At 68.3% G+C, this 23,343-nt stretch carries 21 protein-coding genes; 4 read left to right on the top strand and 17 right to left on the bottom strand.

The features are described 5' to 3' along the window. Positions 1-3 precede the first annotated feature (3 nt). Both ABD024_RS03245 and ABD024_RS03240 read right to left on the bottom strand, forming a co-directional pair. Complete coding sequence (locus ABD024_RS03245; protein WP_343849619.1) at positions 4-690, bottom strand: ABC transporter ATP-binding protein; 687 nt, start codon at positions 688-690, stop codon at positions 4-6. Positions 691-746: 56 nt separating this feature from the next. Beyond that, entirely contained in the window at positions 747-1,982 is a 1,236-nt protein-coding gene (locus tag ABD024_RS03240) for an efflux RND transporter periplasmic adaptor subunit (RefSeq protein WP_343849614.1), read from the bottom strand. A 159-nt stretch (positions 1,983-2,141) separates the two neighbouring features. Here ABD024_RS03240 and ABD024_RS03235 point away from each other — a divergent pair, with 159 nt between their 5' ends. The 3 genes from ABD024_RS03235 (at position 2,142) to ABD024_RS03225 (ending at position 4,861) form a co-directional block, all read left to right on the top strand. Further along, positions 2,142-2,825, top strand: a complete 684-nt coding sequence (locus ABD024_RS03235; RefSeq protein ID WP_343849610.1) for a fumarylacetoacetate hydrolase family protein — start codon at positions 2,142-2,144, stop codon at positions 2,823-2,825. 88 nt (positions 2,826-2,913) lie between these two features. After that, positions 2,914-3,324, top strand: coding sequence for a large-conductance mechanosensitive channel protein MscL (mscL, locus tag ABD024_RS03230; protein ID WP_343849604.1), 411 nt, complete (start codon positions 2,914-2,916; stop codon positions 3,322-3,324). 103 nt (positions 3,325-3,427) lie between these two features. After that, positions 3,428-4,861, top strand: coding sequence for a M20/M25/M40 family metallo-hydrolase (locus tag ABD024_RS03225; RefSeq protein ID WP_343849600.1), 1,434 nt, complete (start codon positions 3,428-3,430; stop codon positions 4,859-4,861). A gap of 48 nt (positions 4,862-4,909) precedes the next feature. Here ABD024_RS03225 and ABD024_RS03220 read toward each other — a convergent pair whose 3' ends face one another. The 4 genes from ABD024_RS03220 to ABD024_RS03205 all read right to left on the bottom strand — a co-directional run bounded on the left by ABD024_RS03220 (position 4,910) and on the right by ABD024_RS03205 (position 10,247). Continuing rightward, positions 4,910-5,302 carry a hypothetical protein gene (locus tag ABD024_RS03220; RefSeq protein ID WP_343849596.1) on the bottom strand — a complete coding sequence of 131 codons (393 nt, stop codon included), beginning with the start codon at positions 5,300-5,302 and terminating at the stop codon, positions 4,910-4,912. 58 nt (positions 5,303-5,360) lie between these two features. After that, positions 5,361-8,453, bottom strand: coding sequence for an efflux RND transporter permease subunit (locus tag ABD024_RS03215; RefSeq protein WP_343849593.1), 3,093 nt, complete (start codon positions 8,451-8,453; stop codon positions 5,361-5,363). 4 nt (positions 8,454-8,457) lie between these two features. Further along, on the bottom strand, positions 8,458-9,567 hold the full coding sequence (locus tag ABD024_RS03210) for an efflux RND transporter periplasmic adaptor subunit (protein ID WP_343849588.1): 1,110 nt from the start codon (positions 9,565-9,567) through the stop codon (positions 8,458-8,460). A gap of 224 nt (positions 9,568-9,791) precedes the next feature. Beyond that, positions 9,792-10,247 (bottom strand): MarR family winged helix-turn-helix transcriptional regulator, encoded by a 456-nt coding sequence (locus tag ABD024_RS03205; protein ID WP_343849583.1) that lies wholly within the window; start codon positions 10,245-10,247, stop codon positions 9,792-9,794. Between the two features lie 62 nt (positions 10,248-10,309). Between ABD024_RS03205 and ABD024_RS03200 the strand changes: the two genes are divergently transcribed. Beyond that, the gene (locus tag ABD024_RS03200) at positions 10,310-10,831 is read left to right on the top strand and encodes an O-acetyl-ADP-ribose deacetylase (protein WP_343849579.1); all 522 of its coding nucleotides are present in this window, start codon (positions 10,310-10,312) and stop codon (positions 10,829-10,831) included. Here the strand turns inward: ABD024_RS03200 and ABD024_RS03195 are convergent. The 11 genes from ABD024_RS03195 to ABD024_RS03145 form a co-directional block, all read right to left on the bottom strand. Next, positions 10,818-12,509 carry a BatD family protein gene (locus tag ABD024_RS03195; RefSeq protein WP_425543118.1) on the bottom strand — a complete coding sequence of 564 codons (1,692 nt, stop codon included), beginning with the start codon at positions 12,507-12,509 and terminating at the stop codon, positions 10,818-10,820. The two genes, ABD024_RS03200 and ABD024_RS03195, sit on opposite strands and share 14 nt — an antisense overlap. Further along, the gene (locus ABD024_RS03190) at positions 12,509-14,395 is read right to left on the bottom strand and encodes a VWA domain-containing protein (protein WP_343849577.1); all 1,887 of its coding nucleotides are present in this window, start codon (positions 14,393-14,395) and stop codon (positions 12,509-12,511) included. Before ABD024_RS03190 ends, ABD024_RS03195 begins: the two co-directional genes overlap by 1 nt. Beyond that, positions 14,392-15,378 carry a VWA domain-containing protein gene (locus ABD024_RS03185; RefSeq protein ID WP_343849575.1) on the bottom strand — a complete coding sequence of 329 codons (987 nt, stop codon included), beginning with the start codon at positions 15,376-15,378 and terminating at the stop codon, positions 14,392-14,394. The genes ABD024_RS03190 and ABD024_RS03185 overlap by 4 nt, the downstream gene beginning before the upstream one ends. Next, the gene (locus tag ABD024_RS03180; protein ID WP_343849571.1) at positions 15,371-15,892 is read right to left on the bottom strand and encodes a DUF4381 domain-containing protein; all 522 of its coding nucleotides are present in this window, start codon (positions 15,890-15,892) and stop codon (positions 15,371-15,373) included. The genes ABD024_RS03185 and ABD024_RS03180 overlap by 8 nt, the downstream gene beginning before the upstream one ends. Further along, entirely contained in the window at positions 15,889-16,824 is a 936-nt protein-coding gene (locus ABD024_RS03175; RefSeq protein ID WP_343849568.1) for a DUF58 domain-containing protein, read from the bottom strand. Before ABD024_RS03175 ends, ABD024_RS03180 begins: the two co-directional genes overlap by 4 nt. After that, positions 16,821-17,816, bottom strand: coding sequence for an AAA family ATPase (locus tag ABD024_RS03170; RefSeq protein ID WP_343849564.1), 996 nt, complete (start codon positions 17,814-17,816; stop codon positions 16,821-16,823). Before ABD024_RS03170 ends, ABD024_RS03175 begins: the two co-directional genes overlap by 4 nt. Positions 17,817-17,999: 183 nt before the next feature. Continuing rightward, positions 18,000-20,144 (bottom strand): type IV pilus secretin PilQ, encoded by a 2,145-nt coding sequence (locus tag ABD024_RS03165; RefSeq protein ID WP_343849560.1) that lies wholly within the window; start codon positions 20,142-20,144, stop codon positions 18,000-18,002. A gap of 55 nt (positions 20,145-20,199) precedes the next feature. Next, on the bottom strand, positions 20,200-20,742 hold the full coding sequence (locus tag ABD024_RS03160; RefSeq protein WP_343849556.1) for a pilus assembly protein PilP: 543 nt from the start codon (positions 20,740-20,742) through the stop codon (positions 20,200-20,202). Continuing rightward, entirely contained in the window at positions 20,742-21,395 is a 654-nt protein-coding gene (locus ABD024_RS03155) for a type IV pilus inner membrane component PilO (protein ID WP_343849552.1), read from the bottom strand. The genes ABD024_RS03160 and ABD024_RS03155 overlap by 1 nt, the downstream gene beginning before the upstream one ends. Further along, complete coding sequence (locus ABD024_RS03150) at positions 21,392-22,135, bottom strand: PilN domain-containing protein (RefSeq protein WP_343849550.1); 744 nt, start codon at positions 22,133-22,135, stop codon at positions 21,392-21,394. Before ABD024_RS03150 ends, ABD024_RS03155 begins: the two co-directional genes overlap by 4 nt. After that, the gene (locus ABD024_RS03145) at positions 22,135-23,193 is read right to left on the bottom strand and encodes a pilus assembly protein PilM (RefSeq protein ID WP_343849548.1); all 1,059 of its coding nucleotides are present in this window, start codon (positions 23,191-23,193) and stop codon (positions 22,135-22,137) included. Before ABD024_RS03145 ends, ABD024_RS03150 begins: the two co-directional genes overlap by 1 nt. Positions 23,194-23,343: the final 150 nt, after the last annotated feature.

Raw genomic sequence — 23,343 nt, 5'->3', positions numbered from 1 at the left:
TCCTCAGGCCAGCGCCTGCTCGACCAGCGTGCCCTTGTCCAGGTGCAGCGTGTGGTTGGCGTATTCGGCCGCCTTCGGATCGTGCGTGACCATCACGATGGTCTTGCCGTGTTCGCGGTTGAGCTGCTGCAGCAGGCCGAGCACGTCCTCGGCGGACTGGCGGTCGAGATCGCCGGTGGGCTCGTCGCAGACCAGCAGCTCGGGGTCGGAGACGATCGCACGGGCGATTGCCACGCGCTGTTGCTGGCCGCCGGACAGCTCGCCCGGCTTGTGGCTGCCGCGGTCGGCCAGGCCGACCAACTGCAGCGCGATGGCGGCGTTCTTCTTGCGCTGCGCCGCCGACAGTTTGGTCAGCAGCAGCGGCAATTCCACGTTGCGCTGCGCCGACAGCATCGGCATCAGGTTGTAGAACTGGAAGATGAAGCCCACGTTCGAGGCGCGCCACTTCGCCAGCGCGCCACCACCGAGCTGGTCGATGCGCTGGCCGCCGACGCTGATGCTGCCGGCGCTCGGCGTGTCCAGCCCGCCGATCAGGTTGAGCAAGGTGGTCTTGCCCGATCCGGACGGCCCCATCAGCGCGAGGAAGTCACCCTCGGCGATGGCCAGGTTGACGTGATGCAGCACCTCGACCCTCTGCTTGCCGCGCTCGTAGGTCTTGGCCAGGTTCTGGATATCGATCAGTGTGCCCATGGTGGATCTCCGATGAACATGAATTTTTGCGGGAGCCCGCTCGAATACGAAACGGGCTACGGTTTCTTGATCTGGACGTCCGAACCGTCACGCAGTTCGGCCGGCGGCGACACCACCACGCTGTCGCCCGGCTTCACCGCGGCGGGCAGCAGGCGCAAATCGCCATACGACTGCGCAGCAGGGTTCACTGTGCGCTGGCGCACCTGGTTGCCATCGAGCACGAACACCACGCTGCGGCCGTCGCGCTGCACGATCGCGCTGGCCGGCACCAGCACGCCTTGCGGCACGCTGGCGCTGGCCTTCGATTTTTCTTCCAGGAACGACACCCGCGCGCCCATGTCGGGCACCACGCGCGCGTCCTTCTTTTCCAGTGCCACGCGCACCTTGATGGTGGCCTTGCCGCGGTCGGCGGTGGGCACGATGGCGACCACGCGGGCGGGAATCTTCCAGTCCGGGTACGCGTCCAGCACCGCGTCGGCCGGCATGTCCGGCTTGATCCGGCCGATGTAGGCCTCGTTGACGTCGACATCGATCTCCAGCGAATCCATGTCGACGATGGTGCCCACGCCGGTGCGGGTGAAGCCGCCGCCGGCGGACAGCGGCGAGAGGATCTCGCCGACCTGGGCGTCCTTGGTGGTGACCACGCCGCTGAACGGCGCGCGCACCACGCAATAGTCGAAGTTCACCTGCGCCACCGCGGCCTGGGCGTCGGCGGCCTTGGCCTGCTGCTGCTGCGCGTTGAGCTGCGCGCGCAAGCTATCGACCTGGGTGCGCGCCTGCTCGGCGGCCTGCGTCGACACCAGCCCGCGGGCGGCCAGGGACTCCAGCCGCACGGCGTCGTGGCTGCCCTGCGTCAGCTGCGCCCGGACTTGCGCCACCTGCGCATGCGCCGAGTCGGCCTGCGCCTTCGCCGCTTCGAGCTGGGCCTTGTAGCCGCTGTCGTCCAGCCGCGCCAGCACCTGGCCCGCAGTGACGTGGTCGCCTTCCTCGATCAGCACCGCGGTCAGCGTGCCGGTGATCTGCGCCGACACCGTGGCCTGTCGCCGCGCGGTGATGTAGCCGGTCGCCTGCAGCACCGCACCCGCCTCGCTGCCGGCGCTGGGCGCCACCGCCGTGACGGTCTGCACGGTCACTGCGCGATGGCCGAAGAACAGCTGCGCGGCACCGCCGAGCAGCAACAGCAGCACCACGATCGCACCGCCGATCCACAGCCAGCGCCCCGGGTTACGCCCGTGATCCTCGCGCTGGTGGCGTTCGATGCGCAGCTCTTTCAACAACTCCGCGTTATCCACTCGTGCTCCCCGCCCGGCGCTGCCGGCTGTCTGATGAGTACAAGATTGGCTGATCGAAAGCCGCGCGATCAGGGTGCAGGATCAGCCATCGTCGGTGACAGCTGTCATCCGCGTCGATCCGAAGCCTACTGCAACCCGGGCTTTGCTACGCTAGCGCGCATGAACTACATCATCGACGCGCCCGCCATTCCCAGCCTGCCGGTCATCGGCTCCGACCAGCGTTTCCCGATCCGCCGGGTGTTCTGTATCGGCCGCAACTACGCCGAGCATGCGCGCGAAATGGGCGCCACGGTGGACAAGTCCGCGCCAATGTTCTTCTGCAAGCCGGCCGATGCGGTGGTCGCCGACGGTGCCGACGTGCCGTACCCGCAGGCGACCGCCGATCTGCACCACGAGGTGGAGATGGTGGTGGCGCTGGGCGCCGGCGGTCACGACCTCAGTCCTGAGCAGGCCGCGGCCCTGGTGTGGGGCTATGGCGTCGGGCTGGACCTGACCCGTCGCGATCTGCAAGCGCAGGCCAAGGCCAAGGGCCATCCGTGGGACGTGGCCAAGGGCTTCGACCACTCCGCCCCGGTCTCCGCGCTGCGCCCGGCCGGCGCGGCGGTGGATGCGCAGACCGTGCTGCGGCTCAGCGTGAACGGCGAACTGCGCCAGCAGAGCACGCTAGGCGAGATGGTGCACGATGTGCCGCACATCCTCGCGGCGCTGTCCACGCTGTTCGAGCTGAAGGCCGGCGACCTGGTCTTCACCGGCACACCGGCCGGCGTTGCTGCGTTGCAGCGCGGCGACCGCTTCCACGCCGAACTGGTCGGCGTGGCGGAACTGCACGGCCGGATCGTCTGATTTTCCACGAAGGCTTCATCTGTTCGCGCCTACCCTGTCGCGCTACATTCGGCGCACCACCCGGCCCAACCACGGGAGTACCAGCAGCATGAGCATGCTCAGCGAATTCAAGGCCTTTGCCATGCGCGGCAATGTCATCGACCTGGCGGTCGGTGTGGTCATTGGCGGCGCCTTCGGCAAGATCGTCAGCTCGCTGGTCGACCAGATCATCATGCCGCCGATCGGCTGGCTCACCGGCGGCATCGACTTCAGCCAGCTAAAGTGGGTGCTCAAGCCGGCCGACGTCAGCGACCCGGCGCACAAGGTGGCCGAGGTGGCGATCCAGTACGGCGCCTTCATCAACACGCTGATCCAGTTCATCATCATCGCGTTCGCGATCTTCATGGTGATCAAGGGGATCAACAGGCTCAGCCGCAAGCAGGAAGAAGCGCCCGCCGCGCCGCCCGCCGACGTGGCCCTGCTGACCGAGATCCGCGATCTGCTGAAGAACAGGCCATAGTTCGCGAGTTCGTGCGGGAACGCATCCGGCCACCCATGACTTCTGGCCTAAGCGGCAACGGGCAACCACGCCATAATCGGGGTTTACCCAGCGGAGTCCCCCGATGCGCCGTCTTCCCCTCACCTTGCTCGCCGCCGGCCTGCTGGCCAGCGGCATCGCCAGCGCGGCCAACACCACGATTCCCGCCACGGCCGTAAAGACGGCCGAACAGTTGCGCGACAAGGCGCTGCACGACGACACCGCGTACAAGGTCACCGCGTCGCTGACTACCGAGGTCGGCGCGCGCATGGCCGGCAGCGAGGCGGATCGGCGCGCGGTCGACTGGGCCGTGGCGAAATTCAAGGAGCTCGGCTACGACAAGGTCTACACCGAGCCGGTGACGTACCCGCTGTGGGTGCGTCGCAGCGAGCACGCCGCGATCGTGGCGCCGTTCCCGCAGCCGCTGGTGCTGACCGCGCTGGGCTATTCGGCCGGCACGCCGGAGGGCGGGCTGACCGCCGAGGTGGTGAAATTCGACACGCTGGATGCGCTGAAGGCGGCCGACCCGGCGAGCATCAATGGCAAGATCGTCTACGTCGGCTACCGCATGGAACGCGCGAAGGACGGCCACGGCTACGGCATGGGCTCGGCCGTGCGCACGACCGGCGCGGTGATCGCCCAGGCCAAGGGCGCCGCTGGCTACCTGCTGCGCTCAGCCGGCACCGACGCGCAGCAGCGCGCCGCGCATACCGGCGTCACCGGCTTCCGCGACCCGGCCAAGGCGATCCCCGCCGCCGCGCTGACCAACCCCGACGCCGACCAGCTCGAGCGCGTGCTGGCCTACGGCAAGCCGGTCACGCTGAAGCTCGATCTCGACTGCGGCGTGGTCGGCGAATACACCGGTGCCAACGTGATCGGCGAGATCACCGGCCGCAAGCACCCCGACCAGGTGGTGGCAATCGGCGGCCACCTCGACTCGTGGGACCTGGGCACCGGCGCGATCGACGACGGCGCCGGCGTGGCGATCGCAATGGCCGCCGGCAAGCTGATCCGCGACCTGCCGCAGCGGCCCGACCGCACGATCCGGGTGATCGCGTTCGCCAACGAGGAGATGGGCCTGTGGGGCGGCCGCGCCTACGCCGACAAGCACGGCGCCGAGGTGGCGAAGTTCCAGCTCGGCACCGAGTCCGATTTCGGCGCCGGCAAGATCTGGCGCATGAGCGCCAGCGTGAAGCCCGCGGCACGCGATGCGATCGGCCAGATCGCCAGGGTGCTGGAGCCGGTCGGCGTGGCCTACGACACCACGCGTCCCGGCGGTGGCGGTTCGGACCTGTCGCAGATGCACGCCAAGGGCATGGCCGCGCTGTCGCTGACCCAGGACGGCACCAAGTACTTCGACTGGCACCACACTCCGAACGACACGCTGGACAAGATCGATCCGGCCGAGCTGGCGCAGAACGTGGCGGTATACGCGGCGTTCTCGTACATGGCCGCGCAGGCGAACGGCGACTTCGGTTCCGCGCCGGGCGCATTCGCGCAAGACGGCGCCGGCGAGTGAGCCGACGAACTGCTCCCTTCCCTGCATCGCGGGGGAGGGAGCAGTTCACTACTTCGCGTAGTACTGCCCCGACGCCACCAGCGGTTCGGGGATGCAGAACGTCTTCGGCCGCACGGCGATCGCGATCGGCACCAGCACTTCCTTCTCGACGCCGCCCACGCTGGCGCACGATGCGTCCGGCGGCAGCCGGTAATGGATGATGCGCACGGTGTACTGCGGGCAGACGTCCGAACAGGGAAATTCGGCAACCACCGGCACGTTGCGGTAGCGGCCCAGCTCCACCGTGGTGTTCATCAGCGCGGCCTTGTCCCACGGCTGGCCGGCCCAGGCCTGCAGGGCGGCGGCGTCCATCTGCGCGGGAGTGCCGGCGCAGGCGGTGGCGCCGATGGCCATGCCGGCGACGGCGGCGAATACGGTGATGACCGATGTCAGGCTGCGCATGCCCGCTCCCTCGATGACGGAGCGGCCAGCCTAGTCGCGGACGGCTGAACGCCGCAAGCTAGCGCGCCGGCGATGTCCTGGCCGAGCGCTGGAAGCGCTGCTGCAGCTGGCCCATGTAGATGTAGATCACCGGCGTCAGGTACAGCGTGAGCACCTGCGAGAACACCAGCCCGCCGACCACCGCCAGGCCCAGCGAACGGCGCACCTCGGCGCCGGCGCCGATGCCCAGCGCGATCGGCAACGTGCCGGCCATCGCCGCCATCGTGGTCATCATGATCGGGCGGAAGCGCACGCGGCAGGCGTCGAAGATCGCCTGTGCCGGCGACATGCCTTCCTCGCGCTGCCGTTCCAGCGCGAAGTCGATCAGCATGATCGCGTTCTTCTTGACGATGCCGATCAGCATCACGATGCCGACGAAGGCGAACAGATCCAGCGAAGCGTTGAAGATCACCAGGGTCAGCAGCGCGCCGACCGCCGCCGCCGGCAGGCCGGACAGGATCGTCAGCGGATGGATGAAGCTCTCGTACAGGATGCCCAGCACCAGATAGATCACGAACACCGCCAGCAGCAGCAACATGCCCATGCCCTGCATGGATTCCTGAAACGCCTGCGCGGTGCCCTGCACGCTGCCGCTGATCGTCGCCGGCAGACCCATCGTGTCCATTGCACCGTCGATGCGGGTCACCGCGTCGCTGAGCGACACGCCCGGCGCCAAGTTGAACGACACCGTCACCGCCGGCAGCTGGCCCTGGTGGTTCACCGTCAGTGCCTGCGGCTCGCGGGCGAAGCTGGCCACCGCGCTGAGCGGCACCAGGCTGCCACTGTTCGAAGTGACGTACAGCTGCGACAGCACCGCCGGATCGTCCTGCAGCTTGCGTTCGACCTGCAGCATTACCCAGTACTGCGTAGCCGAACCGTAGATGGTGGAAACCTGGTTCTGGCCGAAGCCGATGCCCAGCGCGGTCTGCACCTGCGCCATGGTCAACCCCAGCGGCGCCAGCTTGGCGCGGTCGACCTTGACCGTGATCGACGGGCTGTTGAGGTCGAGGTCGTTGGTGACATCCTCGAAGCCCGGCAGCGCGGCGAACGTGCGGGTCACCTTGCCGCTCCATTCGTACAGCTGGTCGAGGTTCACCGACTGCAGCGTGTACTGGTATTGCGCCTTGGATTGCCGCCCGCCGATCTGGATCGCCGGCGCGTTCTGGATATAGCTGCGGATGCCCGCCACCGTCGCCAGTTTCGGCCGCAACTCCTGGATGATGCCGTCCGGGCCGAGCTTGCGTTCGTGCGCCGGCTTCAGCAGCAGCAGGATCGAACCGTTGTTGATCGTGCTGCGCGCGCCGCCCGCGCCCACGGTGGACATGTAGCCGGCGATGTTCGGGTCCTTCGCCACGATGTCGACCAGCCGCTGCTGGCGCGCCAGCATGCCCTCGAACGACACATCCTCCGGCCCTTCCGTGTTGACGCGCAGCTGGCCGTTGTCGCCGGCTGGGATGAAATCCTTCGGCGTGGTGTAGAACAGCAGCGCGGTGGCCAGCAGGCTCACGCCGAAACCGGCCAGCACCAGGCGCGGGCGGTCCATGCACCAGCGCAGGCTGCCCGCATAGCCGCGCTGCACGGCGCTGAAGCCGCGATCAAAGCCGGCGATCAGCCAGTTCTTTTTCTCATGGTCGTGCGCCTTGACGAAACGGCTGCACAGCATCGGCGTCAGCGTGATCGCGACGATGCCGGAGATCAGGATCGCCACGCTGATCACCACCGCGAATTCATGGAACAGCCGGCCCACGATGCCGCCCATGAACATCACCGGGATGAACACCGCGATCAGCGACAGCGTCATCGAGAAGATCGTGAAACCGACTTCGCCGGCGCCCTTCAGCGCCGCCTCGTACGGCGGCACGCCCGCTTCCATGTGGCGCACGATGTTCTCCAGCATCACGATCGCGTCGTCCACCACGAAGCCGACCGCCAGGGTCAGCGCGAGCAGCGAGAGATTGTCCAGGCTGTAGCCCAGCGCATACATCACGCCGAACGTGCCCAGCACCGAGATCGGCAGCGCCACCGCTGGGATCAGCGTGGCGGACAGGTTGCCCAGGAACAGGTAGATCACGAACACCACCAGCGCGCCGGCCAGCAGCAGGGTGAACTGCACGTCGTCGACCGAGTCGCGGATCGACTGCGAGCGGTCGTACAGCGTGTCCAGCGTGATCGAGGGCGGCAGCCCGGCGCGGAAGCTGGGCAGCACCGCCTTGATCCGGTCCACCGTGGCCACCGTGTTCGCGCCCGGCTGGCGCTGGATCGCCAGCACAATCGCCTGCTTGCCGTTGTACGAGCTGACGCGCTGGTCGTCCTGCACGCTGTCGCGCGCCTGGCCGATGTCGCCCACATGCACCGGCGCGCCGTTGCGGTACGCGACCACCACGTCGTTGTAGGCGGCCGCGCGCAGCAGCTGGCCGTCGCTGCGGATCGGCAGTTGCTGGCGCTTGCCGTAGAGCGAGCCGGTGGACTGGTTGACGTTGGCGTCGGCGATCGCGTTCTGCACCTGGTCGATGCCGATGCCGCTGGCGGCCAGCCGGTCGGGATCCACGCTGATCCGCACCGCGTATTTCTGCGAGCCATACACGTTCACCTGGGCCACGCCGTCGATCATCGACAGCTGCTGCGCCAGCTCGGTTTCCGCATACTCGCTGACCTGGGTCAGCGGCAGCGTGCTCGAGCCCATCGCCAGGAAAAGGATCGGCGCGTCGGCCGGGTTGACCTTGCGGAACGTGGGCGGCGTGGTCATTTCCCTCGGCAACTGGCGCAGCGCCGAGGAAATCGCCGACTGCACGTCCTGCGCCGCCGCGTCGATGTTGCGATCCAGTCCGAAGGTGAGCGTGATCGAGGTGGAGCCGAGCGCGCTGGTCGAGCTCATCGAGCTGATCCCGGCGATGGTCGACAGCCGGCCTTCCAGCGGCGTGGCCACCGCCGACGCCATCGTCTCCGGCGAGGCGCCGGGCAGGCTGGCGCTGATGCTGATGGTGGGGAAGTCGACGTTCGGCAACTCGTTCACCGGCAGCCGCGGATAGGCGACGATGCCGAACACCAGCAGCGCCGTCATCAGCAGCGTGGTCATCACCGGGCGGCGGATGCAGAGCTCGGGGATATTCATCCGATCACCCCTTGACGACGGCGGCACTGCCGTCGACCAGCAGCATCTGGCCTTCGGTGACCACCTGCTCGCCGCCTTTCAGGCCCTTGTCGATGACGGTACGCCCGGCGCTGGTCGGGCCGGGGGTGACGTAGCGCTGCTGCACCTTGCCGTCGGCACCGAGCACGAACACGAAACTGCCGCTGCTGGAACTTTGCAGCGCATGCACCGGCACGCTGACCACGTTGGCCAGGCGCGTGGTGGGCAGGCTCACCTGCACGAACTGGCCGGGAGTGAGCCGATGCTCGGCGTTGTCGAAGCGCGCCTTCAGCACGATCGTGCCGGTCGTGGCGTCGACCGCGTTGTCGATGAATTCCAGCGCGCCGGCCAGCGGCGTGCCCTTGTCGCCGGAAACGGTCACCTGCACGGCGACCGCGCCGTTGGCCAGCGCGGCGCGCACGGCGGGTAGGCTGTCCTCGGGAATGTTGAACGCCACGCGCACCGGCTCGACCTGGTTGAGCACCACGATGTCGGTGCTGTCGGCACTGATCTGTGCGCCTGGCCACACCAGCGGCGCGCCGGCCACGCCGTCGAACGGGGCAACGATGCGCGCATAGTCGAGCTGGGTCTGCGCCAGTTCCTGCGCGGCCCGGTCGCTCTGCAAGGTGGCGCGGGCCACCGCCAGGTTGGCCTGGTACAGATCGTAGTCCGCCTTCGAGACGAAACCCCTGGCCAGCATGTCGGCATAACGCCGCTGGTCGGCCTGCGCCTTCTGCAGCAGCGCCTGGTCGCGCGCCACGCTGCCGCGCGCCTGGTCCAGTTGCGCCCGCAGCAGGCGCGGGTCGATCTGCGCCAGCACGCTGCCCTTGCGCACCAGCGCGCCGGGCGTGAACGACAGCGACTGCAGCTGGCCGGAGACCCGCGCGCGCAGGCTCACCGTCGACCACGCCTCGACCCGGCCCACCAGCTTCAGCGACAGCTCGACGTCGCCCCGGCTGGCGCTGGCCACCTCGACCGGCACCGCTGCCGGGGCCTTGGCGGCCTTGCTGCTGTCGCCGCCACCGCGCCCGAAATGCATGGCCAGGGCGATCGCCAGCAGGACAGCCACCACAAGGACGATTTTTTTCCGGGACATGCGCGGGGGCTTCTCGATCTTCGCGCCACGCGCGGTGGCGATGGCGGGGTTCTTGCGCGGTCGGGAGAACCGCAGGGCCGGTGACCATGCACCAGGCTCGTTACAACGCGTGTGACGACCTCAGGTTGACCCGTCGGAAGACACGCCAGGTTCCCACTATGGCGCGGATTGTGCTGTGGATGACCCCGACCTATGGCACTGGCCAGTGCCGCCGCATGCGCGAATCAAGGCGTGCCGCCGTCGCCCTGCTCCAGCGCCAGCAGGTTGTCCTTGATCCGGCTGATCACCGCCAACGCCTGCTGCAGTTCGTCGTGGCCGATACCGCGGGTGGCATCCTTGCGCAGCCCGCGCGCGATGATCTCCATGTCGCCCACGATCACGCGCGCCTGGTCGGTGACGTACAGCCGCCAGGCGCGACGATCTTTCGGATCCGGCCGGCGCTCGACGAAACCGGCCGCCTGCAGCCGGTCGATCACCCGGCCCACCGCGATCGGCTCCATTTCCAGGAACTCGGCCAGCTCGGTTTGCCGCAGGCCTTCGCGGTGGTACAACACCTTGGTCGCGCGCCATTGCGCGCGGGTCAACCCGAATTTCACCGCGCGCCGGTCGAAGTGCTTGCGGAACAGCAAGGTCACGTCGCTGAGCAGATAGCCGAAGGAAATGTCTTCCGTTTTCGCCATGATCCGTTGCCACCCCGCCGCGCTCGAATGTCTGCCTGAAGCATAAGGTAAGCCGCCGTCCCATGCCCATCCAGGTCATCCACGCCGACATCACCCGCCTGGCCGTGGACGCCATCGTCAACGCGGCGAATTCCGGGCTGCTCGGCGGCGGCGGTGTGGACGGTGCGATCCATCGCGCCGCCGGACCGGCCCTGCTGCAAGCCTGCCGCGCGCTGCCGGAAATCGCTCCCGGCGTGCGTTGCCCCACCGGCGAGGCGCGCATCACGCCCGGCTTCGCCCTGCCAGCGCGCTGGGTGATCCACACGGTGGGGCCGATCTGGTACGGCGGTACCCGCGATGAGGCGCAGTTGCTGGAGCGTTGCCATCGCAACTCGCTGCAACTGCTGCGCGCACAGCGGCTCCGCACGATCGCGTTCCCGGCGATCAGCTGCGGCGTCTACGGCTACCCCGCCGCGCAGGCCGCCGCGGTGGCGGTGGCTACGCTGCGCGACGAACTGGACGGCAACGACGATATCGAAGTCACGCTGTGTTGTTTCAGCAATGCCATGCGCGCGGTGTTCCAGCACGCGCTCAATGCAGCTTGAACGGATACAGCGGCGGCAACCCGGAGTTTTCGTCGGTCGCCTCCGGGGCACGCCAGACGAAGCCGCGCTTGAACGCTTCGGCCAGGTTTGTGCCGGCATCGTGTGACGGCGTGGCCGCGTAGTGACGCTGCTGCAAGGTTTCGATCGCCGCACGTTGCGAGGCATCGTCCAGCGCCGCCGACAATTCGCCCAGGTGCTGGATCGCCGGCCGCTCCGCGCGCGCCCAGGCCAGCAGGGTGCGCACCTGCGCGGCCGGATCGCTGCCGCGCGCCGCGGCAAGAAAGGCCAGCTGGCCACTGCGCGCCGAAGTGCGCGCCGCGGCCGGCGGCCTCACCGACGACGCGCGCCGGCGCCGCTGCCACAGCCACCAGGCCAGCACGCTGAGCAGCCACAGGCCGAGGCTGGCCAGCGCGATCCAGCGCCATGGCGTGGGTGTCGTCGCGACCGAAGTGGTGCTGCCGACGACACCGCTGTCCACCGCTGCGGCTGGTGCGGGCGGCGGCGTGGCAGCCGCACCGATCGCCGGCAGCACGGTGACGCTGTGCGCGGCGATCTGCGCCACTTCCATCTTGTCGGTCAGCACGTTCCACCACTTCAGCGTGGTGGCGGGAATGGTCAGCGTGCCGGCGCGCTCAGGCACGATCGCGAACGACTGCTGGCGTCGGCCGATGATCCACTCGCCGTACTGGCGGTTGCCGGTGACCGGCTTGTCCGGATACACCGTGGCGCCGTCCAGCGGCGGCAGGCTCAGCGCCGGCAGTGCCTCGTACGACAGGCCGCTGGCCTGCAGGTTCATGGTGAGGTTTAGCGGCTGGCCGACCCGCGGCGGCGCATCCTGCGCGGTGGGCCAGCCGTCCAGGCTCAGGCTCAGCTGGCGTGCCGGCAACCACGCGCTGCCGCCCCAGTCGGCGGGCGCCGGTTTCACGGTGATCGTCTGCGCCGGCGCACTGGCACTGACCGGCACGGTGGCGCCGAAGAAACTGTTCGGGTCGCGCGGATCGGCGGCCTCGCCCTGAAAATCCACCGGGGGAATCTCGACCTGTCCGGCATGTTGCGGAATCAGGGCGTAGCGTTGTTCCAGCACGTGATAGGTGCGGCCACCGCGCTCGGCGTCGTAGTTCAGGCCCTTGCCGAGCGCGCTGACTTCCACGCCGTCGACCTGCGGCGGCGGCGGCGCGTCGCCACCGATGCGGTTGGCGTAGTACAGCCGCACCACGTAGGTCAGCTGCTGGCCGACGTAGCCATGCGCCGGCTCGACCTGCGACTCCATGAAGACGTCGCGCTGCGTGGTGGCGGCCGCGACCGGATCCGGCGCCGCCACGGTGAGCTGCAGCGGCGCCGTGCGCTGGCCGGCCACGCTAAGCGCGGGAATCTGCAGCACGCCGACGTGGCGGGGCCGCAGCGCTACGCCAAAGGTCAGTTCGGAGCTGGCTTTGCCGTTGACCACGCTGAGGCTGTTGTTCTGCGAGGTGCCGAGCAACTGGAAGTCCTGATTCAGCGCGCGCAGGTCGGGCGCGGCGATGCCGCCGGTGTCGCCCTGGACGCGCACGTTGAGCGTCACCGTCTCGCCCAGTTGCACGTGGTCGCGGTCCAGCGTGGCGGTTACCTCGGCCGCACTGGCCAGCGCCGGGATCAGCGCCAGCATCAGCAAACAACTGCATACGACCTGTCGAAACATCACGGCTGTCCATCCTCGCTCGGTGCGCCGCCGTGGCGCTGCTGGTATTCCAGTTCGAACTTGCGCCGCAGCAGGGCGCCGGGATCATCCGGCACGCGCTGCAGGGCATGGCGCAGGTCGGCTGGCAGCTTCGCCTGCGGATCGTCCTTGGCCAGCGCGCCGAGCTGGTGCTCGGCGTTGCCGTCGCCCGGCTTCGCCAGCGCGGCATCCATCTGCTGCTTCAACGCCTGTCGCGCCTGCTCCGCCTGCGCCTGCTGCTCGGCCTGCTGCTGCGCGGTCTGCGGTTCGGGTTGATCGGCGCCGCCCTGCTCGGACTTGCTCTGCGGCGACTCGTTCTTGCCGGACTGATCCTGCGCCTGCGACTTGCCATCCCGGCCCGGCTGGGCGGATGGCGCGGCATCATCCGCTGCGGATGACTGATCCTTCGCATCCTGCTTGCCGCTCTTGCCCTGCTCGCCCTGCGACGACTGGTTCTGCTTGCCACCGTGGCCCTCGTGTTCCTTCTGGTCCGACGGCTGCTGTTGCTGCTGGCGCAGCCAGTCCTCGACCGCCTGGCGGTTCGCCTTCGCATCGGCGTTGGCCGGGTCGAGTTGCAGCGCATGGTCGTAGGCCGCGAGCGCCTTCTGGTACGCGCCCTGCTTCGCCAGCGTGTTGCCGAGGTTGTACGCCGCGTCGCCGCCGGGCACCTGCTGCAAGGCCTGCGCCGCGGCGGCGTAGTCGCCGGCGCGATACGCCGCCGCGCCCCGCCAGGCGGGATCGCGTGCGAGCTGTTGCGCCTGCTTCGCGTCGCCCGCATGCAAGGCCTGTGCGGCCTGCTGGTCACGGCGCTGCCACAGGTCCTGCCACGTCGTCGCCGCGGCCGTGCCCGGCCACAGCGGCAACACGACCAGCGGCAGCAACAGCAGCCAGCCGCGACGGAACGCCAGCGCCACGACCAGCAGCAGCGGCAGTAGCAGCCACGCGCCGCGATCCTGCCAGGCGTCGCCGACCTGCCCGTCGGCCAGCGTCGCCTTCGCACTGCGCAGTTGTGCATGCAGCGCGTCGACGTCGTGCTGGTCTGCGCTCATCGCCACGTAGCGGCCGCCGCCGGCCGCGGCCAGCGCAGCGAGCGCGGCATCGTCGCGGCGGGCCAGCAGCATGCCGCCCTGCGCATCGCGCAGGAAGCCGCCATCGGGCAACGGCACCGGACCGCCCTGCGGCGTGCCCACCCCAAGCACCGACACCTGCACGCCGGCGGCGTTCGCCTTGCGCGCGGCGACCGCGGCCGCGGCGTCGGCCTGGTCGGTGATCAGCACCAGCGAACCGCCGCTGGCCTTGCCGTCGCGGATCAGCGCCACGCCGCGCTCGATCGCCGCCGCCGCGTCGTCGCCATCCACCGGCATGGTGTCCGGCGCCATCGCCTCAAGCAGGTCGTCGAGGCTGTGCGCATCCGAGGTCAACGGCGCCACCACGAATGCCTCGCCGGCGTAGCCGATCAGCGCGTTGAGGCCGTCCTGGTTGGCATGCAGCAGGTCGCGCGCCTTGTAGCGCGCGCGATCGAGCCGGCTCGGCGCCACGTCGCGCGCCAGCATGTGCTGCGACAGCGAGATCGCCACCACCTGCGCCGCGCGGCTCGCGTACAACGGCTGCTCGACGCGGCTCCAGGTCGGCCCGGCCAGCGCCAGCGCGCACAGCGTCCAGCCCAGCGCAAACAGCCACAGCGGCAGGCTGCGGTTGCCGGCGCGCCCGCGCAGCAGATGCGGCAGCAGCTCGGCGTCGACCAGCCGCGACAGTTCCACCTGCGCCACGTTGCGGCGCACACCGAGCCAGCCCAGCAGCGGCAACAGCAGCAGCGCAGCCAACCACCACGGCCGCAGGAAATGGAATTGCTGCAGCAGCTCGCTCACGCCGGCAACTCCCGTGTGTGCGCGAAGCGACGCGGCACGGTCACCAGCAACAGCAACGCGATCGCGGTCAGCAACGGCCAGCGGAACAGCTCATGCTGCGGGCGCAGCAAGGGCCCGTGCTGCGGCATCGGTTCCAGTGCGTCGATCGCGCGATACGCGTCGGCCAGCTCGCCGCTGTCGGTGGCGCGGAAGAAGCGCCCGCCGCTCTGCGTGGCGATGTCGGTGAGCATGTCCGCATCCAGGTCGGCCGAGGGATTGACCAGCTGGCTGCCGAAGAAACCGGGTATGCGCATGCGCGTGGCGCCGATGCCGATGGTGTAGATGCGCACGCCGGCCGCCTTCGCCGCGCGCGCCGCGTCGCGCGGCGCGATGCTGCCGGCGTTGTTGACGCCGTCGGTGAGCAGCACCAGCACACGCGCCTGCTCGGGCAGCGCGGCCAGCCGCTTTACGCCCACTGCGATCGCGTCGCCGATCGCCGTCTCGGTGCCGGCCAGCCCCACCGCCGCACCCTGCAGTTGCGCGCGCACCGCGGTGAGGTCGTAGGTCAGCGGCGTCACCAGAAAGGCCTGGCTGCCGAACAGGATCAGGCCCATCTCGTCGCCATCGCGGCGGCTGATGAAATCGCCGGCAATCGCCTCCACTGCGCCGAAACGGCTGACGTCCTGGCCGGCCAGTTGCATGTCGCCGGTGCGCATGCTGCCGGAGAGATCCACCGCCAGCATCAGCGCGCGCCCGCTGCGCTGTTGCGCCTGCGGCGGCCCCACCCATTGCGGCCGCGCCGCCGCGGCCAGCAGGCACAGCCAGGCCAGCGCCAGCAGCCACGACGTGGCGCCGCGAGCGCGGTTGCCAGCGACCGTAGCCAGTCGCACACCCGGCTGCGGCAGATGCAGCGCCTGCCCTGGCGCGGCCGGGCGCAGCCAGCGGCGCAGCAGCCACGGCAGCGGCAGCAGCACAATCACCCAGGGCCAGGCGAACTCAGGCATCGGCATGCTCCGTCGCGACCGGTCTCCAGCTCGCCGGCTTCAACGCCAGCCGCAGCCACGCCCGCACGGCCGTCACGCTGGCTGTATGGTCGAACGATGCGGGTGGTCGATAGATCTGCTGGTCCAGCGCCAGCAGTTGCTGCAACGTGGCGGTATCGACTGGTACCCGCGCCAGCGTCTGCCGCCAGGCGTCGCCACGCTGTCGCGCGGCTTGCGCATCGTGCTGGCGTGCCACCCGGCGCAGCAACTGGTGCAGCGCGCTCGCCAACGCAAGCCCATCGCCGTCGTGCTGATGCTGCCGTGCGAGCCGATCGAGTTCGCCGAGCACCTGTCGGCGTTGGCGAAGCGCGCGGCGATGCCGTCGCCACCACCAGATGCCAGCCAGCACTGCCGCCAGCAGCAGCGCGGCGAGCAGCCACCAGCCCGGCGCCGGCGGCCACCAGGACGGCTCGGGCGGCAGGTGGATATCGCGCAATGGCGGGCCGGGCGACGGCGCGGGCTGAGCAGACATCATCGCGTCGACCTCCGCGCGCCGAGCAGGCCGCTGACCGCGTCGAACGCATCGGCGGTGGTGTCGATGCTGTTCCAGCGCAGGCCCAGCGATTGTGCCAGCTCGCCCAGCCGAGCCGGGCCGGCACCCAACGCACGCTGGAAATCGCTGCGTTGACGCTCGGATTGCAACAACACTTCGCAGCGTTCGCCGGCATGTTCCAGCGGATAGCGTCCCGGCGGGGCCGGCGCCAGTTCCAGCGCATCGGCCACCACCAGCACGCTGACCCCGGCATGCCGGCCCAGGTCGAGCAGGCGCTGTCGCGCCGATGCGTCACAGCTGAATCCGTCGCTGACCAGCAGCACGCGGCTGGCACCATGCAGCACGCGGCTGGCGCGGGCCAGCGCATCAGACAACGGCTCGACCCGATCGGACGCGGGCTGCGCATCCCATTCGGCCAGCGCGCCGCACACCGCCAACGCACCGCGCGGCCCGGCCTGCGGCCGCAACAACAGGTCGGCGTGGCCGAATGCCATCACCCCGACCCGCTCGCCGGCGCGTACCGCGTACCACGCGGCGGCGGCGGCGGCGCGCGCCGCCTGCACCGACTTGAAGCGCGCCCGCGTGCCGAAACGCATGCTGGCGTGGGTGTCGAGCAGGATCAGCAGACAGCCTTCGCGATCTTCCTGGAACAGCTTGGTATGCAATTTGCCGCTGCGCGCGGTGAGCCGCCAGTCGAGCCGGCGCACGTCGTCGCCGGCCTGGTAGACGCGTGACTCGGCATAGTCCATGCCGCGGCCGTATAGACGGCTGGACTGCTGGCCGCTGCGCGCGGCACGGCTGAGCAGCGGCGCCATGCGCACGCGGCCGACCCGCGCACGCAGCGCGATCAGTTCGGCCAGCGCAACCTGGCTGCGGCCGTCGCCGCCCGCGTGATGTGAAGCGACGGCGTTCACGGCAGCGGCACGAGATCCAGCAGGCGATCGATCACCTGGTCCGGCCGCACGCCCTCGGCTTCCGCCTCGTAGCTGAGCAGCACGCGATGGCGCAGCACTTCGTGGGCGATCGCGTGCACATCTTCCGGCAGCACGTAATCGCGGCCGGCCAGCCACGCGTGCGCGCGCGAGCAGCGGTCCAGCGCGATGGTGGCGCGCGGGCTGCCGCCCCAGGCGATCCAGCGTTTCAGTTCCGGCCCGTAGCGACCGGCATCGCGGGTGGCCAGCACCAGCTGGGTCAGGTATTCCTCCAGCGCCGGCGCCATGTGCACCGCCATCGCCGCATCGCGCGCGGCGAACACGTCGGTCTGGCTGAGCAACGCCGGTGGCGCGGCGACGGGATGGGCACGACGACTGGCCTGTTCACGCGCCAGCTTGAGTATCGCCAGTTCGGCGACCGCATCCGGATAGCCGATCGTCACGTGCATCAGGAAGCGGTCGAGCTGGGCCTCCGGCAGGGTGAACGTACCTTCCTGCTCGATCGGGTTCTGCGTCGCCATCACCATGAACAGCTCGGGCAGCTGCCAGGTGCGGCGGCCGACGGTGATCTGCTGCTCGGCCATCGCCTCCAGCAGCGCGGACTGCACCTTGGCCGGCGCACGATTGATCTCGTCGGCCAGGATGATGTTGTGGAACAGCGGGCCGCGCTCGAACTCGAAGCTGCCGGATTGCGGGCGGAACACGTCGGTGCCGGTGAGGTCGGCCGGCAGCAGGTCGGGGGTGAACTGCACGCGGTGGAAGTCCGCCTCGATACGCGCCGCCAGCGCCTTCACCGCCGTGGTCTTGGCCAGGCCGGGGGCACCCTCGACCAGCAAGTGACCGTCGGCCAGCAAGGCCACCAGCAGGCAGTCGATCAGATGCGGCTGGCCGATGATGCATTGCTGCAGGTCGTCGCGCAGTTGCACGAACGCTTGCTGCAGACGGCTCGGCGTTGAAGTTTCGGGCATATCCATGAGCGGGTTCCGTTCTTGACGTGACAGCGGCGCGACCCGGCGCGCAGCGGGGTGCAGCCGGACCAGATGGCGTGCTACAGACCATCGGCAACGCAGGAAGTTTAACCGGCCTCCGGAAGCCTGGTCGGCGCGCACAAAAAAAGAGGCGGCCGAAGCCGCCTCTTTCACTGCAACCTTGCGCGTTTACTGCAGCGTGTCGCTGAGGATGCGCGGCGTCACGAAGATCAGCAGCTCGGCCTTGGTGTTGGTCCGCGAGGTATTGCGGAACAGCACGCCAATGCCGGGGATGTCGCCCAGGCCGGGCACCTTGGTCATGGTGTTGGACTTGTTGATCTCGTAGATGCCGCCCAGCACCACGGTCTGCCCGTTGTCGACCAGCACCGAGGTATTGATCTCGCGGGTGTCGATGGTCGGGATCTTGCCGCTACCCGGGGCATCCACATAACCGGCCAGCGCATCCTTCTTGACGTTGATCATCAGGTAGACGCGGTTGTCGGCGGTGATCGTCGGGGTCACCTTCAGCTCCAGCACGGCGTCCTTGAACTGCACCGTCGCGGTGCCGCTGCCGGCGCCGCTGCCGGCGCTGTTCTGGAACGTGACGTAGCCGATTTCCTGGCCCTGGCGGATCACCGCTTCCTGCTGGTTGGCGGTGATCACGCGCGGGCTGGAGATCACCTCGCCACGACCCTCGGTCTGGGCCGCGGAGAGTTCCAGGTCGATCGCGTAGTTGGCGCCGAGGATGGCCAGGCCGAAGGTTCCGGCCGCCGGGCTGGTCGGCAGGTTCACGTTGAAGCCACCCGAGGTCACGTTGCCGCCGCCGATGCCTGCAGTCAACGCCGGCGTGGCCGTGGCGGCGTTCTGGAACTCGGTGTTGTTTACCCGGCCATTGACGCCGAACTTGGCGCCCAGCTCGCGGGTGAAGTCGTCGCTGGCGACCACGATGCGCGACTCGATCAGCACCTGCTGCACCGGCTTGTCCAGCACCGCGATCAGGTCGCGCAGCTGCCTGATCTTCTCCGGCGTGTCGTTGAGCAGCAGCGTGTTGGTACGCTCGTCGAACGACACGCTGCCGCGCGGCGACAGGAAGCCGCGCTGGGTGTTGCCGCCGCTGGCGCCACCACCACCTTGCATGCTGCCGCTGGTCAGCAGCTTGGCGATGTCCGCCGCCTTGCCATAGCTGATCGGCACGTAGTCGGTGACCAGCTCGGCGGTGTCCTGCGCCTTCAGCTTGGCGTCGGCCACGTCCTGCTCGTACTTGGCCAGTTCGGCCTGCGGTGCAACCCACACCACGTTGCCGTTGCGACGCTTGTCCAGGCTCTTTGCACGCAGGATCACGTCCAGCGCCTGATCCCACGGCACGTTGACCAGACGCAGGGTGACACTGCCGCCGACGCTGTCGGAGGCGACCAGGTTAAGGCCGGAGATGTCGGCGATCAGCTGCAGCGCCGAGCGTACCGGGATGTCCTGGAAGTTGAAGGTGACGCGCTTGCCGTTGTAGCTCGGCTCCTGGCCCAGCTTGGCCAGCTTGGCATCCTTGGCGGCGTCAACTTTCTTCGGCGCCACTTCGATCACGTACTGGTCGGCGGTCTGGTAGGCGGAGGTCTCGACGTTGCCCTTGATCGCGATTTCCATGCGCGCACCGCCGCCCGCGCCGGCGCGGGTGACGATGGACTGCACCGGCGTGGCGAAGTCCAGCGTATCCAAGCGCTGGGCGAGGTTGGCCGGCAGGTTCGCGTGGTCGATGGTGACCAGCACCTTGTCGCCCTTGCGGGTCATCTCCGCATTCGCGCCGCTGCCGCTGAAGTTGATCAGCACGCGACCTTCTCCGTTCGGGCCGCGGCGGAAGTCGATACCGGAGATGGCCGGACCGGCCGATGACGACGGCAGAGCCTTGGTCGGGTCGATCGTGGACGCGGTGGTCACGGACTGGTCCGTGCTGCCGTTGTTGACGGTCAGCACCAAGCTGTTGCCTTCGACCCGTGAGCGATAGCTCGACTCGCGCATCAGCTCGACCACCACGCGGGTGCGGCCGCCGGCGGACACCGCGGACACACCGGAGGTCGAACCCTTGCCGATGTCCAGGTGACGGGCCGCCGCATTGTCAGTGTCGGCGAAGTCGACCGCGATGCGCGGCGGGTTGCCGGTGGTGAAGATCTTCGGCTCCGGCACCGGGCCATTGCCGAAGTCCATGTGCAGCTCGACGCTGCCGCCAGGCAGTGCGTCGTAACTGATGTTCTTCAACGTGGTGGTTGCTGCGATCGCAGCGCTGGCCCAGGTGGCACCGGCGATCAGCAGGCCCATCAACATGTAACGGCTCGCATGGCGCATGACACGGCCCCGGACGGATTGGATTTGGTTGGTCATTGCATCAGCCCCTGTCTACCTATTTCGCGTCAAGCGCGATGCTGGCCGGACGTTCCATCCAGCCACCATTCCCGTTGGATATCAGCTCGACCAAGTCGATATGGTCTTCGCTGATCGCCGTGATATGCCCGTAGTTCTGGCCCATGTATTCGTTGACATGGACGCGATGGATCACACCACCCGGGTCCTTGACCAGCACTTCCATACCCGCACCGGTACCGACCGTGCCGACCATCTTCAGGCTGTCCAGCGCAAACAGCTCCAGCGGCTGCTTGGCCCGGTTGGCATCGGGCCGCGGACCGCTGGTGGCGCTGCTGTTCTCCAGCTCGGCCGTGCTCGGGCTGAACGGATCACGCCGATCCTGGTCGTCGTACTTGAACGTCTCGAACGTCTTGATCACCGGCAGCGGCTGGATCGGCGCGCCCTTCCTGGCTTTTTCCTGGGCGACCCAGGTGCGCAAGTCCGACATGCCACGAGTACAACCGCCCAGCACCAGCGCGGCACCCAGCATCAGCGCAATCCGTGCGGCATGGGCCGGTTTGATGGCAGCTAGCTTGTTCATCATTTCGCTCCCCCCGCCTTCTTGCCGGCGCCAGCGGCGGAGCTTTCCTCGTCGTCCAGGTAGCGGTAGGTCTTCACCGTGCCCTGCAGCACCAGCTGGCCGTTCGCGGGACCGTCCTTGCCCGGCGACTTCGGCGTCAGCGAGACGTCGTGCAGGGTCAGGATCACCACCCGCGGCAACGAGGCCACGCCGCTGATGAAGGTGCCGAACTGGTGGTAGGTACCGGTGAAGCGCAACGTGATCGGCTTCTCCGCGTAGAAATCCTTCGGGGTTTCCGCTCCGGGCTGGAACAGATCGGTCTCCAGGCCGGCGGACTGTGCGGTTTGCGAGATGTCGGTCAGCAATTCGGGCATCTCGGTCTTGCTGGGCAACTGGCGCAGCAACTGGCGCAGCATGTCCTGCATCTCGTCGAGTTGCTGTTGCAACGCCTCAAGATTGACCGACTTGGCCTGCTTGGTCGAGAACTCCTGCTTGAGCTGGTCCTCCTTGCCGGCCAGCGTCTTCAGGCTGTCCTGCTGGTCACTGACGAAGAAGTACCACCCAACCAGCAGCACGAAGCCGAGCAGCAGCACGGTGAAGAAAATCTTGACCGATTGCGGCCAGCCACCGACGTTGTTGCGGTCGAGGTTCTGGAGATCGTTGAAGAAACTCATGATCCGGTCCCTCCCGTGGCAGCTGGCGCACTCACCGGCGTGGCTTCCGGGGTGGCCGACGTCGCGGGCTGCGCCGGCAGGGTGGTCGCCGTCTTGGGCGCCGTACCGGATGCCGCCGGAACCGCCGCGGCCGGAGCCATACTGGAGCTGGCGTCGGCCGGCAGCACCGGAGTCTTGCCGGCGTCGACCTCGTCGCTCTTCGGCTTGCTCAGCAGCACGTTCAGGCCGAATACGTACGGCATGCGGGTGCCGTTATGGGTGTTTTCGGTCTTGCTCAGATCGGCATGACCCATCCACGGCGAGCCCTCGATGTTGCGCATGTACTCGGCGACGCTGGCGTTGGACTGCGCCACGCCGTCGAGCGTCATCGACTGGCCGCCCTGTTTCAGCCCGCTCAGCCGCGCGCTGGTGGGGATCGTCTTCACCAGTTCGTCGAACAGGTGCACCATCTGCGAGCGGTCGGCCTGCAGCTGCTCGATGATCTGCTTGCGCGCTAGCAGGTGCTCGCGCACCTTCTCCAGATCCTTGATCTTGGCGATGCGCACGTCGAGCTGCTTGATCTCGGTCTGCAGGTAGGCGTTGCGCTCGTTCTGGTTGTCGATGCGCTGATCCATCCAGAAGACCCACAGCAGCAGCACGCCCAGCGCCACCACGAAGGCGGCGACAAGCTGCATGTAGAACTCGCGCTCGCGCTGTTTGCGCCGTTCGGCGCGCCATGGAAGTAGATTGACGTGTGCCATCAGTCGAAGCTCCTCAGGGCGAGGCCGACCGCAATCATCAGCGCGGGGGCGTCCTGCGCCAGCGACTGTGCCTGTACCCGTGGCGACAGCGACATGCGTGCCAGCGGATTGGCGACGACGCAGGGCACGCCGAGCTGTTCTTCCAGCATCGGGCCAAGCCCCTCGATCGAGGCGCAACCACCGGCCAGCACCACCTGGTCAACCTTGCTGTATTCGCTGCCGGCAAAGAAGAACTGCAGCAGGCGGCTGATCTGCTGGATCAGTGACTCCTTGAACGGCTCCAGCGCCTCGGTCTCGTAGGATTCGGGCAGGCCGCCCTTGCGCTTGGCGCGACCGGCTTCCTCGTAGGAGAGCCCGAAGCGGCGCATGATCTCGTCGGTCAGCTGCTTGCCGCCAAAGACCTGCTCGCGCGAGTAGATCGTGCGCTGGTTGCGCAGTACCGACAGCGTGGTCATGGTGGCGCCGATGTCGACCACCGCCACCAGCGCATCGCGACTGACGTTGAGCTGGTCGGCGATCATCGCGAAGGCATTCTCCATCGCGAACGCCTCGACGTCGATCACCGCGGCGGTAAGCCCGCCCAAGTCCAGTGCGGCCACGCGCATGTCGACGTTCTCGGTCCGTGAGGCCGCCAGCAGCACATTGTTCATGTCGGGGTTGTCGCGGACCGGACCGAGCACCTCGTAGTCGAGACTGACTTCGTCGATCGGGTACGGGATGTACTGGTTCGCCTCGACCTGAATCTGGCCTTCCAGATCATCGTCGGAAAGCTCGGCAGTCATCGGGATGATGCGCGTGATCACAGCCGACCCGGCCACCGCGGCGGCGGCGTGCTTGAGCTTGGAGCCCGAGCGTGCCAGCGCGCGACGGATCGCATCGCCCACCGCCTCGACTTCGACGATGTTCTTCTCGACCACGGCGTTCGGCGGCAACGGCTCGACCGCGTAATGCTCAACGCGATAACGACCGCCCGCCTGACTTAGCTGCAGCAGCTTGACGGCAGTCGAACTGATGTCGACACCAATCAGCGCCGGCTTCTTCGGTGTAAAGAGCCCCACGGTGTTTCCCCCTTGCCGCTGACGCCCGTAGCCAGAATCCTGGCGGGGTGCGCAGTGGCATTAAATCGAAAAAATAACGTAATGGCAACGGTCTACGGGAACTTTCTCAAGTAATTGACGTGATGCCCACCACATTTAAGGGAAGCCCCC

Origin of the sequence: Rhodanobacter soli (assembly GCF_039523495.1) — a bacterium.
Classification (GTDB): domain Bacteria; phylum Pseudomonadota; class Gammaproteobacteria; order Xanthomonadales; family Rhodanobacteraceae; genus Rhodanobacter; species Rhodanobacter soli.
Note: the sequence above shows the minus strand (reverse complement) of the source record. Positions and strands in the feature narration are given on the sequence as shown.

Bases quoted from the DNA above. Each gene is read 5' to 3' on its own strand.
- ABD024_RS03170 (WP_343849564.1), bottom strand. From the start codon at position 17,816: ATGGATATGCCCGAAACTTCAACGCCGAGCCGTCTGCAGCAAGCGTTC.
- mscL (WP_343849604.1), top strand. From the start codon at position 2,914: ATGAGCATGCTCAGCGAATTCAAGGCCTTTGCCATGCGCGGCAATGTC.
- ABD024_RS03180 (WP_343849571.1), bottom strand. From the start codon at position 15,892: ATGATGTCTGCTCAGCCCGCGCCGTCGCCCGGCCCGCCATTGCGCGAT.
- ABD024_RS03165 (WP_343849560.1), bottom strand. From the start codon at position 20,144: ATGCGCCATGCGAGCCGTTACATGTTGATGGGCCTGCTGATCGCCGGT.
- ABD024_RS03200 (WP_343849579.1), top strand. From the start codon at position 10,310: ATGCCCATCCAGGTCATCCACGCCGACATCACCCGCCTGGCCGTGGAC.
- ABD024_RS03150 (WP_343849550.1), bottom strand. From the start codon at position 22,135: ATGGCACACGTCAATCTACTTCCATGGCGCGCCGAACGGCGCAAACAG.
- ABD024_RS03185 (WP_343849575.1), bottom strand. From the start codon at position 15,378: ATGCCTGAGTTCGCCTGGCCCTGGGTGATTGTGCTGCTGCCGCTGCCG.
- ABD024_RS03195 (WP_425543118.1), bottom strand. From the start codon at position 12,509: ATGTTTCGACAGGTCGTATGCAGTTGTTTGCTGATGCTGGCGCTGATC.
- ABD024_RS03155 (WP_343849552.1), bottom strand. From the start codon at position 21,395: ATGAGTTTCTTCAACGATCTCCAGAACCTCGACCGCAACAACGTCGGT.
- ABD024_RS03235 (WP_343849610.1), top strand. From the start codon at position 2,142: ATGAACTACATCATCGACGCGCCCGCCATTCCCAGCCTGCCGGTCATC.
- ABD024_RS03225 (WP_343849600.1), top strand. From the start codon at position 3,428: ATGCGCCGTCTTCCCCTCACCTTGCTCGCCGCCGGCCTGCTGGCCAGC.
- ABD024_RS03220 (WP_343849596.1), bottom strand. From the start codon at position 5,302: ATGCGCAGCCTGACATCGGTCATCACCGTATTCGCCGCCGTCGCCGGC.
- ABD024_RS03215 (WP_343849593.1), bottom strand. From the start codon at position 8,453: ATGAATATCCCCGAGCTCTGCATCCGCCGCCCGGTGATGACCACGCTG.
- ABD024_RS03205 (WP_343849583.1), bottom strand. From the start codon at position 10,247: ATGGCGAAAACGGAAGACATTTCCTTCGGCTATCTGCTCAGCGACGTG.
- ABD024_RS03210 (WP_343849588.1), bottom strand. From the start codon at position 9,567: ATGTCCCGGAAAAAAATCGTCCTTGTGGTGGCTGTCCTGCTGGCGATC.
- ABD024_RS03160 (WP_343849556.1), bottom strand. From the start codon at position 20,742: ATGAACAAGCTAGCTGCCATCAAACCGGCCCATGCCGCACGGATTGCG.
- ABD024_RS03245 (WP_343849619.1), bottom strand. From the start codon at position 690: ATGGGCACACTGATCGATATCCAGAACCTGGCCAAGACCTACGAGCGC.